This is a genomic window from Actinomyces viscosus (assembly GCF_900637975.1).
Classification (GTDB): domain Bacteria; phylum Actinomycetota; class Actinomycetes; order Actinomycetales; family Actinomycetaceae; genus Actinomyces; species Actinomyces viscosus.
On the sequence record NZ_LR134477.1, the window covers coordinates 1,592,697 to 1,607,944 of the forward strand.

At 68.3% G+C, this 15,248-nt stretch carries 14 protein-coding genes; 1 reads left to right on the top strand and 13 read right to left on the bottom strand.

Features of this window, described 5'->3' with window-relative positions; all coding sequences use genetic code 11:
- Positions 1-71 precede the first annotated feature (71 nt).
- Complete coding sequence (locus EL340_RS06840; protein ID WP_126415360.1) at positions 72-473, top strand: MarR family winged helix-turn-helix transcriptional regulator; 402 nt, start codon at positions 72-74, stop codon at positions 471-473.
- 71 nt (positions 474-544) lie between these two features.
- On the opposite strand, the gene EL340_RS06845 is transcribed toward EL340_RS06840, so the two are convergent.
- The 13 genes from EL340_RS06845 to EL340_RS06905 form a co-directional block, all read right to left on the bottom strand.
- Entirely contained in the window at positions 545-814 is a 270-nt protein-coding gene (locus EL340_RS06845; protein WP_164719352.1) for a HepT-like ribonuclease domain-containing protein, read from the bottom strand.
- Between the two features lie 64 nt (positions 815-878).
- The gene (locus EL340_RS06850) at positions 879-1,184 is read right to left on the bottom strand and encodes a nucleotidyltransferase family protein (protein WP_126413983.1); all 306 of its coding nucleotides are present in this window, start codon (positions 1,182-1,184) and stop codon (positions 879-881) included.
- Between the two features lie 96 nt (positions 1,185-1,280).
- Complete coding sequence (prmC, locus tag EL340_RS06855; RefSeq protein ID WP_126413984.1) at positions 1,281-2,177, bottom strand: peptide chain release factor N(5)-glutamine methyltransferase; 897 nt, start codon at positions 2,175-2,177, stop codon at positions 1,281-1,283.
- Positions 2,167-3,261, bottom strand: a complete 1,095-nt coding sequence (prfA, locus tag EL340_RS06860) for a peptide chain release factor 1 (protein WP_126413985.1) — start codon at positions 3,259-3,261, stop codon at positions 2,167-2,169. The genes prmC and prfA overlap by 11 nt, the downstream gene beginning before the upstream one ends.
- Positions 3,262-3,380: 119 nt before the next feature.
- Entirely contained in the window at positions 3,381-3,593 is a 213-nt protein-coding gene (gene rpmE / locus EL340_RS06865) for a 50S ribosomal protein L31 (protein ID WP_126413986.1), read from the bottom strand.
- A 177-nt stretch (positions 3,594-3,770) separates the two neighbouring features.
- A complete protein-coding gene (rho, locus tag EL340_RS06870) occupies positions 3,771-5,906 on the bottom strand; it encodes a transcription termination factor Rho (RefSeq protein WP_126413987.1) in 2,136 nt (711 codons plus the stop codon).
- 468 nt (positions 5,907-6,374) lie between these two features.
- Positions 6,375-7,103, bottom strand: a complete 729-nt coding sequence (locus EL340_RS06880) for a CE1759 family FMN reductase (protein ID WP_232023296.1) — start codon at positions 7,101-7,103, stop codon at positions 6,375-6,377.
- A gap of 64 nt (positions 7,104-7,167) precedes the next feature.
- The gene (locus EL340_RS06885) at positions 7,168-8,316 is read right to left on the bottom strand and encodes a CE1758 family FMN-dependent luciferase-like monooxygenase (RefSeq protein ID WP_126413988.1); all 1,149 of its coding nucleotides are present in this window, start codon (positions 8,314-8,316) and stop codon (positions 7,168-7,170) included.
- A 244-nt stretch (positions 8,317-8,560) separates the two neighbouring features.
- A complete protein-coding gene (gene thrB / locus EL340_RS06890) occupies positions 8,561-9,463 on the bottom strand; it encodes a homoserine kinase (RefSeq protein WP_126413989.1) in 903 nt (300 codons plus the stop codon).
- A 1-nt stretch (position 9,464) separates the two neighbouring features.
- Positions 9,465-10,793, bottom strand: a complete 1,329-nt coding sequence (locus tag EL340_RS06895) for a homoserine dehydrogenase (protein ID WP_126413990.1) — start codon at positions 10,791-10,793, stop codon at positions 9,465-9,467.
- Positions 10,794-10,980: 187 nt separating this feature from the next.
- A complete protein-coding gene (locus EL340_RS14910) occupies positions 10,981-11,148 on the bottom strand; it encodes a hypothetical protein (protein ID WP_164719353.1) in 168 nt (55 codons plus the stop codon).
- A gap of 248 nt (positions 11,149-11,396) precedes the next feature.
- Positions 11,397-13,118: a DUF7926 domain-containing protein gene (locus tag EL340_RS06900; RefSeq protein WP_232023259.1), complete on the bottom strand. Its 1,722-nt coding sequence runs from the start codon at positions 13,116-13,118 to the stop codon at positions 11,397-11,399.
- Between the two features lie 546 nt (positions 13,119-13,664).
- Positions 13,665-15,188 (bottom strand): tetratricopeptide repeat protein, encoded by a 1,524-nt coding sequence (locus tag EL340_RS06905; RefSeq protein ID WP_164719354.1) that lies wholly within the window; start codon positions 15,186-15,188, stop codon positions 13,665-13,667.
- Between the last annotated feature and the right edge of the window lie 60 nt (positions 15,189-15,248).

Consider the following 15,248-nt stretch of genomic DNA (forward strand, 5'->3'; position numbering starts at 1 on the left):
CGGCTCTGCAGGAGGAGGATCGTTTGGGGCAGCCGCTTCACGATCAGCGTCTGATTCGGGCGCTGCGCGCCATGAACAGCGAGCTGGCCGCCAGCAACCGCGCCGTTGCAGGCCGACTGGGACTCAATGAGAGCGATCTGGCCGTCCTGGACATTCTGCACCGGGAGGGCCCGCAGACGCCGACCGCGCTGGCTCGTCGCACACGGATGGCGACGACGACGATGGCCAGCGTCCTGGGTCGGCTGAGCCGCGACGGATGGATCGAGCGCCGTCCCAGCAAGAAGGACCTGCGTTCCTTCACCATTCAGGTGGCCAGTACGGACCGGCTGGCTACGGTGTTCCGTCCTGCGAACGAGCAGCTGACTGCCCTGGTTCAGGACTGGCCCGCTCCCCAGGTCGATCAGCTGGTCGCCTTCCTCGAGGACGCGACGGCGGTGATCCGTGAGTCAGCGGACCGACTCGCCACCGACTGAAACAACGGATTAGGCATGATCTTCAATTCGTCGACCACTATGCCAACAGGATAGAAACTCCTGAAAACAATTCAACACTCTTCGTTGAGCAGCCTCATCAATACCGTCTCCAGCGACGGTACCCGAGTTTTTGCCGCAGCCCAGACAATTCGACCATCTACACTGCCATACTCATGGGCGATGATATTGCGCATACCAATAATCTGATGAAGGTCGGGAATTTTGTCAGCCGCGTGTTGATCGGATCGCCGTACCCTATTCAGCGCCTCACCGAGGATCTCGATCTGCCGCTCAACAGCAGAGCTCAACATCAGATTTGACAGGTACTCCTCCTCACTCACACCCTGCATGAATCATCCCAGGGCCTGCACTGCCTGAAGAGCATCCCAAACGTGAGCATAGGACTCAGGCCGCATAGACATCCTCAGCGTTCCTCAGCACCGAGGACTTGAAGTAAGGATTCTTGACCGACTCCGCAACGATCAGGTCAATCTTCCTGCCGAAGATCCTCGTCAACTCATCCTGCAGACCAAAGAAATCGGCAAATCGATCCTCGCGCCCCGCTTGGAAGTCAACAAGAAAATCGATGTCGCTGGCATGAGGATCGAAACGATCGGTCAGCACTGAGCCAAAAAGACGCAGTCGAGCAACACCGAACCGGGCGCACGCCGCCGACAGCGCTTGAGCATCAATCGCCACTCTTGCAGACACACGGCTATTCTCTCAGAACTGCTGGAACCTGGCCAGGGAGCTCGGCGCAGCGAAGGCAGACAAGCTCCCCAACCACCATCAGCCCGGAGAAAGGGCCTACCTCACGGCGCGCAGGTAGCGGTCACGGCCAGTGAGGTCCTTACCGGTCTCGGCCTGCTTGAAGCCGGCTCCGAGCGCGGCCGCCCGCAGCAGCGCCCCCTGCTCATGGTCGTGCTCCATGACGAGCACGCCGCCGGTGCGCAGCAGGGCGACCGAGCGCACGAGGACGTCGACCGGGATGTCCAGCCCGTCGGGCCCACCGCCGTAGAGCGCCACGGTGGGTTCATGGCGGGAGGTCTCCGTGTCCTCCACGGCGCCGGCCGGCACGTAGGGCGGGTTGGAGACGACGACGTCGACCAGCCCGTTGAGATCGTGCAGGACCAGCGGGTCGGTGGCGTCGGCGTGGATCACCTCGACACGTCCGGGAACCAGCCGCTCGCAGTTCTCGCGGGCCAGGGCCGCGGCCGTCTCGCTGATCTCGACGGCGACCACCCGGGCGCCCGGCACCTCCTTGGCGATGCAGGCGGCGATCGCGCCCGAGCCGGTGCACAGGTCGGCGGTGAGGACCACTCCCCCGCCGTTGGTCATCACCTCGCGGGCGGCCTCGATGGCGGCTCCGGCCACCACCTCGGTCTCCGGGCGCACGATGAACACGCCGGGGCGGCTGATGAGCTCGGCGCCCCGCAGCCACATGCGCCCGATGATGTGCTGGAGCGGCTCACGGCACTCGCGGCGCAGCACCAGCGCGTCGTAGGCGGCCGGGAAGTCGCCGTCGGCGCCGTCAGCCAGGAGGAGGGCCCGCCCCAGCAGGTGCTCGGCCAGGATCCGGGCGTCGACCTGGGGACTGGTCACTCCGGCCGCCGCCAGCCGTCCGGCCGCCTGGCGCACCAGCGCCCGCAGCCCGTAACGGTCCACCGCGCCCGCCGGCGCGCCGCCGCACAACTCAGGAACCACTGCCCTCACCCACCTGGGATAACCGTTCGGCCTCGTCCATGGCGATGGCCGAGGCGATCACCGGGCCGAGATCACCATCGAGAACGGCATCGAGGTTGTAGGCCTTGAAGCCGGTGCGGTGGTCGGCGATCCGGTTCTCAGGGAAATTGTAGGTGCGGATGCGCTCGGAGCGGTCCACAGTGCGCACCTGACTGCGGCGGGCCTGGGCGGCCTCGGCGGCGGCCTCAGCCGCCCGCTCGGCCAGGAGCCGGGCCCGCAGGACCCGCATGGCCGCCTCCTTGTTCTGCAGCTGGGACTTCTCGTTCTGCATGGACACGACGATCCCGGTGGGCAGGTGGGTGATGCGCACGGCCGAGTCGGTGGTGTTGACGCTCTGTCCCCCCGGGCCCGAGGACCGGAAGACGTCGATGCGCAGGTCCGCGGCGTCGATCTGGAGCTCGCCGGGGTCGTCGGCCTCCGGCATGACCAGGACCCCGGCCGCCGAGGTGTGGATGCGCCCTTGGGACTCGGTGACCGGGACGCGCTGAACGCGGTGGACACCACCCTCGTACTTCAGGTGCGCCCACACCCCGTCCTGGGGCTCCACGGGTCCGCGGGTCTTGATGGCCAGGCGCACGTCCTTGTAACCGCCCAGGTCGGAGTCGGTGGCATCGAGGACCTCCACGGCCCAGCCCTGACGCTCGGCGTAGCGGGAGTACATGCGGGCCAGGTCGGAGGCGAACAGTGCCGACTCCTCACCGCCCTCGCCGGCCTTGACCTCGATGATGACGTCACGGGCGTCGTCGGGGTCGCGGGGCACGAGGACCTCGCGCAGGTGCTCGCCGGCCTCCTGCGCAGCCGTCTCCAGGGCGGGCACCTCAGCCGCGAAGTCCTCGTCCTCGGCGGCCAGCTCGCGGGCGTCAGCCAGGTCCGCGCTGGCGGTCTTCCAGGCCCGGTAGGCGGCCACGACCCTGCCCAGCTCGGCGTAGCGGCGCCCCAGCCGACGCATGGCGCCGGGGTCGGCGGCGGCCGGCCCGGCCATCTCGGCCTCGATGTCCGCGTACTCGGCCAGGAGCGGCTCTGCGGCGGAGAAGTCCTCACTCATGGACTCGGGTTCCTTCACGGGCTAGGAGTCGTGCTGATGCGCGCCGGTGATACGCGGGCGATATGCGAACGACGCCGACGGCGGCTCTGGGAGCCGGCCGCCGGCGTCGTTGGACGCGGCTACTTGCTGCGCTTGCCGTACCGGACCTCGAAGCGGGCAACGCGGCCACCAGTGTCGAGGATCTTCTGCTTGCCGGTGTAGAAGGGGTGGCAGGCCGAGCACACGTCCACGCGGATCTCACCGGAGGTGACGGTGGAGCGGGTCTCGAAGGTGTTGCCACAGGTGCACGTGACCGTGGTGGCCACGTAGTCGGGGTGGATGCCCTGCTTCATAGGTTTCTCCTTAAGCGTCAGAGGGTCCCGGGTCCCACGCGGAAGCGCAGGTGAACCGGAGGCCAGCAGCAGATTTTGCCACCGGCCGCGGCGACCACGCAACGGTTGTGCCGCGTGAGACCGGGCACCCGCCGGGTTCGACTGAGGCCCGAGGAACCTGCACCGAACCCGACTGCGTTACTCGTCCTCGCCGTCGGCCAGCGAGGTGCCGGCCGGGGTGGTCTTGGACAGGACCATGAGGAACTCGGCGTTGGACTGGGTGTCCTTGAGCTTGGACAGCACCAGCTCCAGGGCCTGCTGCTGCTCGAGCCCGGCGAAGAGCCGGCGCAAGCGCCACATGATCTTGAGCTGGGCGGGGTCGATGAGCAGCTCCTCGCGGCGGGTACCGGAGGCCGCCACGTCCACGGCCGGGAAGATGCGCTTGTCGGCGAGCTGGCGCGACAGGCGCAGCTCCATGTTTCCGGTGCCCTTGAACTCCTCGAAGATGACCTCGTCCATCTTGGAGCCGGTCTCCACCAGGGCCGTGGCCAGGATGGTCAGGCTGCCGCCGTTCTCCACGTTGCGGGCGGCGCCGAAGAAGCGCTTGGGCGGGTAGAGGGCTGAGGCGTCCACACCGCCGGAGAGGATCCGGCCGCTGGCCGGGGCCGCCAGGTTGTAGGCGCGTCCGAGCCGGGTGATGGAGTCCAGCAGCACGACGACGTCCTGCCCCAGCTCCACGAGGCGCTTGGCCCGCTCGATAGCCAGCTCGGCCACGATCGTGTGGTCGGAGGCGGGCCGGTCGAAGGTGGAGGCGATGACCTCGCCCTTGACCGTGCGCTGCATGTCGGTGACCTCCTCGGGGCGCTCGTCGACGAGCACGACCATGAGGTGGGCCTCGGGGTTGTTGACGCTGATGGCGTTGGCGATCTGCTGCAGGACGATCGTCTTGCCCGCCTTGGGCGGGGAGACGATGAGCCCGCGCTGCCCCTTGCCGATGGGCGAGACCAGGTCGATGATCCGCGGGGTGACGGCCTTGGGCGTGGTCTCCAGGCGCAGCTGCTCCTGGGGGTAGAGGGGGGTGAGCTTGGCGAACTCGGGACGGCGCTTGGAGCGCTCGGCGTCCATGCCGTTGACGGTCTCGACGCTGACCATCGGGTTGTACTTGACGCGGCCGGCACGGTTCTGGCGGCGGTTGTTGCGTCCGCCCTGGTGGGGCGTGGAGGACTCTCCGCCCTCACGGACCCAGCCGGTCACGGCGTCGCCGGCGCGCAGCCCGTTGTCCTTGATGAGCTGGTTGGAGACGTAGACGTCCTTGGGCCCGGGCAGGTAGCCGGAGGTGCGCAGGTAGGCGTGCTGGTTGTCGGTGACATCCAGGATGCCGGCCACCGGCAGGAGGACCTCGTCCTCACGCGACTGGTTGCGGTTGCGGCCGCTGTTGCCGTCACGGCCCTCGCGGCCGCTCTCACGACCGCCGTCGCGGTCGTCCCGGTCGAAGCGGTCGCGTCCGCGCTTACGGCCCCGACGGCGACGCCCGCCGCGCTCGTCGTCGTAGCCGTCGTTGTCGTCGTTACCGTCACGGCCACGGCGTGAACGCTCCTGGGGCTCGACGACGGAGGTTCCGGTGGCGTCGGCCAGGTCGCGCATGAGGGCGGCCTTGGCATCGGCGTGGTCCTCGGGCGAGTCGGTACGGGGCTCGCGCGAGAAGCGCTCCTGGTTCTCGGGGGCGCCGGCGGAGGCCTGGGCGCGCCGGCGGCCGCGGCGGACCTGGTCCCGGGACGAGCGCTCACCGCGCTCGGAGCGGCCGAAGGAGTCACCGCCATCGCCGGCCTCGGCGCGATCGCCTCGCTCAGAGCGCTCGGAACGCTCCGTGCGCTCGCGCCACCGGCCGCGGGCGGGACGCTCCTCGTCACGACCGGAGCCGCTGCCCGAGTCACCGGTAGAGGAGCTGCTGGAGGATCCGGACCGGTCGGGCAGGTCGATGCCGAGGTCGAGAGCCGGGGAGGACTGCTGCTCCTCGGGGGCACCGGAGGCCGCGGTGGCGCGGCGACGGCGCGAGCGTCCGGAAGCGGTGGTCTGGGTGGGCTCCGGCGAGGACTCGCCGGAGGAGGAGGAGGAAGAGGAGTCGGGGGCGTCGGTCGCCCCGGCGTCGGACGAGGTGCTCGACGCGCTGTGGGTGTCAGGGGCGGAGGAGCCGCGCGCCTGACGGATGGCGGCCACGAGCTCACTCTTTCGCATGCGGGAGATGCCCTTGAGGCCCATGGAGCTGGCAAGCGACTGGAGCTCGGCCAGACGCATGGTGGAAAGCGAGGGCTGGGCGCTGGAGGTCTCGGTCACGAGTGTCCTAACGGTGTGATGACGCTCCGCGGGAGGAGACGTTCAACTGGGGAGACTCCCCCGGAATCGTTCACGGGGAGGGTCATGCACTGCCGGTTCCTGCTGAGGCATGAGCCTCAGGTCCGGGGCTGGTGCGGTCAGCGGCGTGGTGCAATCCGCGCGGCCGACGGCGTCAGCATAGCAGCCCCTTCGCGCAGTGCCTAACGGAACACCGGTGAGCAACGCCGAACACTCCGCCGTTATTCCACACATGCTCGACCCGACCACACCGCCGACCGCCCCCAGATCCTGCCGGGCGCCTCCATCAACCCTCGCGGACGCACCGTAGGGCCCGCGGACGGCCCCAAAGGGGGCAGTCCGCGGGCCCTACGGTGCGTCCGCGGCGTCGGCGACCGGTGAGAACTGGCCCTCACTCGGACATACACAACGGGTCCCTGCTAGGCCCTTGCTCTCCCCGGCCCGACGGCCTCAGCCGCGCCGGCCTCCCAGCAGATCGCCCATGGGTGCGAAGTCGGCCAGCGGGTCGAGCGGGGCGCGCCGTGGGAAGCGCTCGATGAGCGTGGCCAGCTCGCGCCCCGCCCGGGCCACCCGCTCACTCAAGGGGGCCTCGGGCTGGTCCGAGGAGGCCGGTGTCTGCCAGGCGGCCCCGAAGTCCTCACTGGCGGCGAAGACGGCGGTCGTCGTCGGCAGGGCCTTCATGTAGGTGGCCAGCGGCCGCAGCGCCGTCTCGGTGACGAGGCTGTGGCGGGCGGTGCCGGCCGTCGCGCCCAGCAGGACGGGAACGCCCTCGAGCGTGCCGGCGGGCAGCACGTCCATGGCGGACTTGAACAGCCCGGAGTAGGAGGCCTGGAAGACGGGGCTGACCAGGACGACGCCGTCGGCCGCGGCCAGGGCGTCGACGACCTTCTGCAGCTCGGCCGACACCGGCCCTCCCACACTGGCCAGGGCGATGTCCTTGACCAGGGGCCGCAGCCCGATGACCTCGATACTGGCCAGGCGGGAGTCGGCCTCCAGGGCCCTGCGGGTGGACTCGGCCAGCCGCTCGGCGAGCATCTGGGAGGTCGAGGGCTCGGAGACCCCGGCGTGCAGGGCCACGATTCGGCTCAGGCGCCCCATCTGCGTGTTGGCGTAGGCGTCGTAGGTCGGCGAGCCGGCCAGGGACTGGGTGCCCCCGGACGGGGCGACGGGCGCGGCCATACCGGCAGCCATGCCATCCCCCTCCTGCACCTGGCCGGTCGGGTCGAGTGCTTCGCGGTTCATCTCAGATCCTCACTTTCCGGCCCGTGAGCGGGTCGAACTCGTTGGACAGGGAGAAGGGCTCCTCGACCGGAGGCTCGGTCCCCTCCAGCAGGGCACGGTGGCGCGGGTGGAGCGGCGCGTCCGGGACGCCCTCGGGCTTGGTGGACTCCAGCTCGGCGCGCAGCGCCGGGACGATCTCGGTACCCAGGTACTCGATCTGCCTCATGACCTCCCGGTGGGGGACGCCGCCCATGTCGACGTTGAAGGCCTGGCGCTGGTAGTCGCCGATCGCGTCCCGGTAGGTCAGGTACTTCTCGACGATCTGCTCGGGTGTTCCGACGGCGAGCGGCGTGTGGGTCGTCATCTCCTCCAGGCCGGCCCCCTGGTAGACGTAGGTGTTGCGGAAGTAGGGCGTGTAGCGCTCGACGGCCTCGGCCTGGTTCCTGGCGGCGAAGACCTGCCCGCCCAGGCCCACGATCGCCTGCTCGGGGGTGCCGTGACCGTAGAAGGCGAAGCGCTCGCGGTAGAGGTCGACCATCTTCTTGACGTGGTCGATGGGCCAGAAGATGTTGTTGTGCAGGTAGCCGTCCCCGTAGTAGGCGGCCTGCTCGGCGATCTGGGGCGAGCGGATGGAGGCGTGCCACACGAAGGGAGGGACGCCGTCGAGCGGGCGGGGCATGGAGGTGAAGTCCTGCAGCGAGGTGCGGAACTCGCCCTCCCAGTCCACGTTGGTCTCGCGCCACAGGCGGCGCAGCAGGTCATAGTTCTCCACCGCCAGGGAGATGCCCTTGCGGATGTCCTTGCCGAACCAGGGGTAGACCGGCCCGGTGTTGCCGCGCCCCATCATGAGGTCGACGCGACCGTCGGACAGGTGCTGGAGGTAGGCGTACTCCTCGGCCAGGCGCACCGGGTCGTTGGTGGTGATGAGGGTGGTCGCGGTGGTCAGGAGCAGCGACTCCGTGCGCGCGGCGATGTTGGCCAGCAGGGTCGTGGGCGACGACGGCGCGAAGGGCGGGTTGTGGTGCTCCCCGGTGGCGAAGAAGTCCAGGCCCACCTGCTCGGCCAGGACCGCCATCTCGACGGTGTTCTTGATGCGCTGGTGCTCACTGGGGGCCTTGCCGGTGGCCGGGTCGGTGGTGATGTCTCCGACCGTGAAGATTCCGAACTGCATGACACGTCCTTTCTCTACCTCTGCACCGGTTCGATGCTCGTTCCTTGCTGACTGATGAAACCGGAGACATCCATAGTTTATTTCTCAACTACTCGAGTGTGACGCGCTCCCCATCGCGGGGCCGAGCCGGCAGAGATGAGGGCGGAGTCATCGGGTAGGAGCAGAGGCAGACACGGAGTGGGGGCGCCCTCTCGCTTGAGGGCGCCCCCACTCGGGAAGCGATGCGGAAACAGCCGGCTGCGGCTCAGGAGGTCAGGACCGCACCACGGGTGTCGATGCCGGGACTGAGCACGCTCCAACCGTGGTTCTCCAGGGCGAAGCGGGTCTGGTCGGCCAGGGTGGACAGGACGAGCACCGTGGGCCCCGCCCCGGAGATGACGGCGGGGTACCCCTGCTCGCGCAGGGAGTCCATGACCGCCATGGAGGCGGGCAGGACCCCGCGCCGGTACTCCTGGTGAAGCCGGTCCTCGGTGCCGGCCATGAGCAGGTCGGGGCGTCCGGCCAGCGCCAGCATGAGCACGGCCGCCCGGGAGGTGTTGAACAGGGCGTCCTCGCGCGGCACGGAGACGGGCAGGACCTGGCGGGCCTCCTTGGTGGACAGGCGCGTGGTAGACGGCGGAATGAGCAGACTGACCCCCAGGGAGGCGTCCACGGGCATGGGCGCCATGCGCGGGTGCCCGCCGCGCTCGACCCAGGCGACGGTCGCGCCCCCGAAGACGGCAGGGGCGACGTTGTCGGGGTGCCCCTCGAAGTCGGTGGCCAGGGCGAAGATCCGGTCGTCGCTGAGGGCCTCCGGCTCGGAGATGAGGCCGCGCGCCAGCATGAGCCCGGCCACCGCCGCACTGGCCGAGGACCCCATGCCTCCACCGTGGGGGATCCGGTTGACGCAGCGCATCTCGAAGCCGGCCTGCGGGGCGCCGACGGCGTCCAGGCCGGCCCGCAGGGCCTGGACGACCAGGTTGTCGTCATCGGTGGGGACCGTCTCGGCGCCGACGCCCTCGACGATGACCCGTGTGATGCCGGTGATCGGCCGTACCGAGACCTCGTCGTAGTAGCGGAACGCCATGCCGAAGGAGTCGAAGCCGGGCCCCATGTTCGCCGTCGTGGCCGGAACGCGGACGGCGGCGCGCTCGTAGACGATGCGCATGTCACTCACCCTCGACGCGTTGGATGGAGACGATCTCGGCGACCCGGTCCGAGGCGCGCAGTCCCTCGACGGCGGCATCGAGGTGGAAGACCGGGGCCGGGTGGGTGACGAAGGTGACGACGGCCTGGTCGTCGCTGCCGTCGGCGGTGACGTAGGCGCTCTGGCGCACCGAGTTGATGGAGACCCCGTTCTCGGCGAAGACGGAGGCCATGGCGGCCAGGGAACCGACGGCGTCGTCGGAGCGCAGCTGGATCTGGTAGCGGGTGACGGCCGCCTCCGGGCCGAGGACGGGCAGGTGCGCGTAGGACGACTCGCGGGGAGCCTGCCCGCCGTGGACCCGGTGGGCGGCGGCGGCGACGACGTCGGACAGGACCGCCGAGGCGGTCGGGGCTCCTCCGGCGCCCTGCCCGTAGAACATGAGGCGCCCGGCGCTCTCGGCCTCGACGAGGACGGCGTTGTAGGCGCCGTGGACGCTGGCCAGCGGGTGGTCACTGGGCACCAGGGCGGGGTGGACTCGCACGGAGACTCCGTGGGCGTGCTCGTCGTCGCGCCGCTGGGCGATGGCGAGCAGCTTGAGCTCGCAGCCCGAGGCGTGGGCCTCGCGGATGTCGTCGGCGGTGACCTCGCGGATGCCCTGGACGGAGACGTCGTCGAGACCCACCCGGGTGTGGAAGGCCAGCGAGGCGATGATGGCCGCCTTGGCGGCGGCGTCCAGGCCGTCGACGTCGGCGGTGGGGTCGGCCTCGGCGTAGCCCAGCTCCTGGGCGGTGGCCAGGGCGGTCTCGAAGGACAGGCCCTTGGTGCTCATCTCGTCGAGGATGTAGTTGGTGGTGCCGTTGACGATGCCCAGCACGCTGGTGACGCGGTCCCCGGCCATCGACTCGCGCAGCGCGTAGACCACCGGGATGGCACCGGCGACGGCGGCCTCGTAGTAGAAGTCGGTGCCGGCGGCGGCCGCGGCGGCGTAGAGCTCGGGGCCGTGGGCGGCGATGAGTGCCTTGTTCCCGGTGATGACGCTGGCCCCGGCCTTGAAGGCGGCCAGGATGAGGGTGCGGGCCGGCTCGATGCCGCCGATGAGCTCGATGACCAGGTCGTTTCCGGTGGCGACGGCGGTGGCGTCATCGGTAAGGAGGTCTCGGGGGACGGAGACGTCGCGCGGCGCGTTGACGTCGCGTACGGCAACGCCAGTGATCTCGAGGCGCGCACCGGAGCGGGCGGCGAAGTCGTCTGCCTGCTCGGTGAGCAGACGGATGACCTGGCTGCCGACGGTCCCGGCGCCGAGGACGCCGACGGTGAGGGTGCGCTGGGCGGGTGAAAGCTCCTGAGCCACGGGATGACCACCTTGCTGTGTTGCGTGCCGTGCGCGGGCACTTCGACTGGGTGATGCGATGGAGCCGGGCACGACGGGGACGTCCGTCCGGCTGTCCGCCTGTGCTGGCGGTCGCTGCGGGCCAGCATAAGGGTCATCGCCCTCAGGAAGCGTGCACGTCCGCCTGCGGGTACGCGGCCCGGGATCCTCAGCGGCGCCAGATGATCTGCTTGAGCAGTCGACCGATCACCCGAGTCAGACTCGTGGGCATCGGAAACGCCCCGTCGTCGGGCCTGGCCCACGCCGGGGGCGGCTGCTCCAGGGAGGAGACGAAGGAGCTCAGAGAGGAGGGTGAGGACGATGTGGTGGCGCTCATGCCTCAAGGCTAGGGACCGGCGTGCCAACGACGTGACCCCCGAGAGAACGATTGATGGGGAGGAGCACTCACCCCTAGGGCTGAGTCAGCCCGTTGACTGCTCCTGCTCGAGGCAGACAGTCACTGCCGGGCAGGAGGGCCTCTGGGAAGGCGACCACCGCTCAACGCCAGTGGTCCCGCCCGGGTGAACCGGACGGGACCACTGGACTTTTGCAGAGCGCTCAGGCTCGAGAAGCGGTTACCCGCGTTCAGGAGGCCTTGCAGCGGCGAGCCATGAGCAGGGCGCCACTACCCAGGCCGGCACCGGCGAGCAGCAGGAGCGCAACGGCGTTAGCACCGGTGTGCGCCAGCGGCGGGGTGCTGGACGGCGTGTTCGGGGTGGAGGTGGGCGGAACCGGAGCGGCCGGAGTGGTCTGCGGAGCACCCGGGGTGCTCGGCGGCGCCACGGTGGCCGGCGGGTTCGACTCGGTGGGCGGCAGCTGCGTGGTGGTCGGCGGGGTCGTGGTGGTGGTCGTCGTGTTGGTCAGGGAGACCTTGACGACCTCCTGGTCGCGGATGGTGAAGGTGTTGGTGTTCTGACCGTCCACGGAGAAGGCGGGCTCGCCCCAGCCGTAGCCGGAGGCGGCGGGCTGAGCCTTGGAGGTGTCCTCACTCAGCGTGATCTTGGTGCCCACGGGGAAGGTGCCCTCGAAGGCGACCGGCTCACCCGGCTTGACCGTGATGGAGGAGGTGCCGGTGCGGCCCTCGCCGGTGGCCTTCTGACCCTCGGGAGCCTTCCAGTCAGGGTAGGAGCTGGCGGCGACCGGCAGCTCGTAGGCGACGTCGACGACGAAGGAGGAGCCGGCGGCCTGTGCGGCGGCACTGCCCTCAACGACCTTGGTCACGCTGAAGCCGCCGAAGCCGGGCTCCATCTGGACCGAGATGTCGAAGTACTGGACGTAGGACTGCTGCTGGGTGCTGGTCAGGTCAGTGCCGTTGAGGTTCACGGTGTTCTCGTAGGCGGCACCCTGGGTGGCGGCGACGGCGTTGCCGTTGGCGTCCACGAAGGAGACCGGGTACTCCAGGGTGAAGTTGGTGCCGTTCTGGAAGGGACCGGTCACCTCGTAGGTGGCGGTGCGGCTGTCCTCGGAGTAGCTGGCCTTGACGTCGAAGTCACCGTACTGGGTGGTGGAGTCCTGGCCGGCGGCGTTGGTCACGGGGATGGACTTGCCGTCCGCGGGACGCAGGTTGAGGACCGTGCGGGTGGCGTCGGCCTGGTTGAAGCTCATACCGCCGCCGAGGGTGTCGGTGAAGACGATGGTCTGGCGGGAGCCGTCGAAGGTCTTGCCGAGCTTGTCACCAGTGGTCTGGTTGGTCCCGAAGTTCACACCCCAGGTCAGCTCCTTGTAGTTGTTGTAGAAGCTGGAGGCCCACTTGGTGAGCTCCCAGTTGCTCTCGTCAGGGCCGCCGATACCGCCGCCACCGGGCAGGGTGACAGCGGTGGTCATGCCGTTGGCGGTCAGGTCGACGGTCTGCGCGTCGGTGGTCTTGGCGACCGCCACCAGGGCGGACCCGCTGCCCTTGAAGTTGTGGAAGCCGGCGGCCTTGAGCTCGTCAACCTTGGAGTTGAAGGTGCAGGTGACGTCCTTGACGGTGAGGGTGCAGGTGCCGACCTCGACGTCCTTGCCGCCGTACTCGACGGTCATCGGGTGGGTGGCGCTGTTCTGCAGGTTGGTGAAGTACTCACCCAGACCGATCGTGAAGGAGTCGCCCGACTTGAGATTGGCGTCGACGCCGCTCCAGTCGAAGCTCAGGCGAGCGAGGTCGTAGTAGTTGAGCTTTCCTTCCTGCTCAACGTTGTTGCCGTCCACACGTGTCAGAGACAGGTTGGAAACGTTGACGCTCTTGTTCTCGTCGGCGCTCGCCTGGGGCGAGAGCTGGGACATGATCGCGACAAGGAAGAGAGCAAGGATGGCGACGAGTCCCCTCACCGCCCCTCGTGAGAGGGCCGGCCGAGAGGTGGCGCCCGTGGACAATGTGTTCATGGGATCTCCGGATTCCTGGCATAGATGACAAGGGTCTGCCTCGTGAACCACCACCGGACGCTTCCACCAGCCGTTCAGGAGACGGAAAGGCTGCCCGTGATGACAAAGACCACTGTTTCACAAACCGACTGTTTGGGAGTAGCGAACACACAAAACACGCACGAGGTCACAATCTCAACACAACTGTGATCTAGGTTTCAGACAACCGGCACGACGCGATCTTGTAGGTATTCCACAACATTCATGTGCTGTACCTGTGCTGGCACTGTGCCCCTCCTATCAGAGAGACCGCGTTGCGGTTGTTCCAAGCCTCCAAACAGACAGCCTTCATCTCTGTTGAGCCACAGTTGCCTTCAGCATTTTCTCAGACGACTACCGCCTTCAGACCTCTTGCACCTACCTGTTGGGACACACTCAGGGGCGCCGTCGAGGCAGGAGCTGTTCCTGGAACGACGGCGCCCCTGTGAGACGCTCGGTGAGACGTGAGGAGCGTCAGCCCTCCAGACGCAGCAGGTCCTCGAGCTCCCTCCGGATCTCCAGCGACTCCAGGTAGGCAGCCACCACCGCATCCCAGTCACCACGAGCCCGAGCCACCCGCCCCACATTATCTAGGACAACCGACAGATCCCGACGAGCCTCCGAAGTCCCCAACGACTCCGCTAAGCCCCTCCGGATCTTCAGGGATTCCCTGTAAACTGACTCCGCCAAATCCCAGTCGCCACGAGCATGAGCCATGTCACCCACATGATCGAGGGCAACCGCCAGGTCTCGGCGACCCTCCGGCGTCCCCAGCTCCTCCACGAGCCCCCGAATCACTCCCAGCGACTCCTGGTAAGCAGTCTCTGCAGCATCCCAGTCACCACGGGTCTCGGCCACCCGCCCCACATTGCCCAGAGCGACCGCCAAGTCGCGTTGAGTCTCCGGCGTCCCCAGCTCCTCCACGAGCCCCCGAATCACTCCCAGCGACTCCTGGTAAGCAGTCTCTGCAGCATCCCAGTCACCACGGGTCTCGGCCACCCGCCCCACATTGCCCAGAGCGACCGCCAAGTCGCGTTGAGTCTCCGGCGTTGCCAACGACCCTGCTAAGTCTCTCCGGATCTTTAGGGACTCCTGGTAAGCAGTCTCTGCAGCATCCCAGTCACCACGGGTCTCGGCCACCCGCCCCACATTGCCCAGAGCGACCGCCAAGTCGCGTTGAGTCTCCGGCGTTGCCAACGACCCTGCTAAGTCTCTCCGGATCTTTAGGGACTCCTGGTAAGCAGTCTCTGCAGCATCCCAGTCACCACGGGTCTCGGCCACCCGCCCGACGCTGTTCAAGGCGATCGACAGGTCACGGCGGGACTCCGGCGTCCCCAACTCCTTCTCCAGCCCCCGAGCCAGCCCCAGCGACTCCTGGTAAGCAGCCTTAGCCGAGGTCCAGTCACCACGGGTCTCGGCCACCCGCCCGACGCTGTTCAAGGCGATCGACAGGTTACGTTGAGTCTCCGGCGTTGCCAACGACTCTGCTAAGTCTCTCCGGATCTTTAGGGACTCCTGGTAAGCAGTCTCTGCAGCATCCCAGTCACCACGGGTCTCGGCCACCCGCCCGACGCTGTTCAAGGCGATCGACAGGTCACGGCGGGACTCCGGCGTCCCCAACTCCTTCTCCAGCCCCCGAGCCAGCCCCAGCGACTCCTGGTAAGCAGCCTCCGCGGCATTCCAATCACCACGAGCCCGAGCCACATCGCCCTTATTGTCCAAAGCCACCGATAGATAACGGTGCGCCTCAGGCGTCCCCAACGACTCCTCCAGCCCCCGAGCCAACCGTTCCAGCTCCCGAGCTGCTGGTTCGGCAACGTCAACAGCTCCGAAAGTCATGGCGATGTCCAGAACCGCATCCGCCACCTGAGAGCGGAGAGGGGCCGGAAAATCAGCGAGGGTCTCCAGGACGGCCTTGAGATTCACCTCCACGGTGACGGCGTCGTCGAGCAGACCGCCGATCTCGGCGCCGGTCAGTCCTCTGAATGCCGACGCCAACGGAGATGGATCCTCGGGCAGAGCATCCAGGACCTCTCTGGCCCTCCAGGGCTCGGTAGG

Excerpts from the sequence above, each read along its gene's own strand:
- EL340_RS06885 (WP_126413988.1), bottom strand. The coding sequence starts at position 8,316 with ATGCAGTTCGGAATCTTCACGGTCGGAGACATCACCACCGACCCGGCC.
- prfA (WP_126413985.1), bottom strand. The coding sequence starts at position 3,261 with ATGAGTGAGGACTTCTCCGCCGCAGAGCCGCTCCTGGCCGAGTACGCG.
- EL340_RS14910 (WP_164719353.1), bottom strand. The coding sequence starts at position 11,148 with ATGAGCGCCACCACATCGTCCTCACCCTCCTCTCTGAGCTCCTTCGTC.
- EL340_RS06880 (WP_232023296.1), bottom strand. The coding sequence starts at position 7,103 with ATGGCCGCGCCCGTCGCCCCGTCCGGGGGCACCCAGTCCCTGGCCGGC.
- thrB (WP_126413989.1), bottom strand. The coding sequence starts at position 9,463 with ATGCGCATCGTCTACGAGCGCGCCGCCGTCCGCGTTCCGGCCACGACG.
- rpmE (WP_126413986.1), bottom strand. The coding sequence starts at position 3,593 with ATGAAGCAGGGCATCCACCCCGACTACGTGGCCACCACGGTCACGTGC.
- EL340_RS06840 (WP_126415360.1), top strand. The coding sequence starts at position 72 with ATGAACAGCGAGCTGGCCGCCAGCAACCGCGCCGTTGCAGGCCGACTG.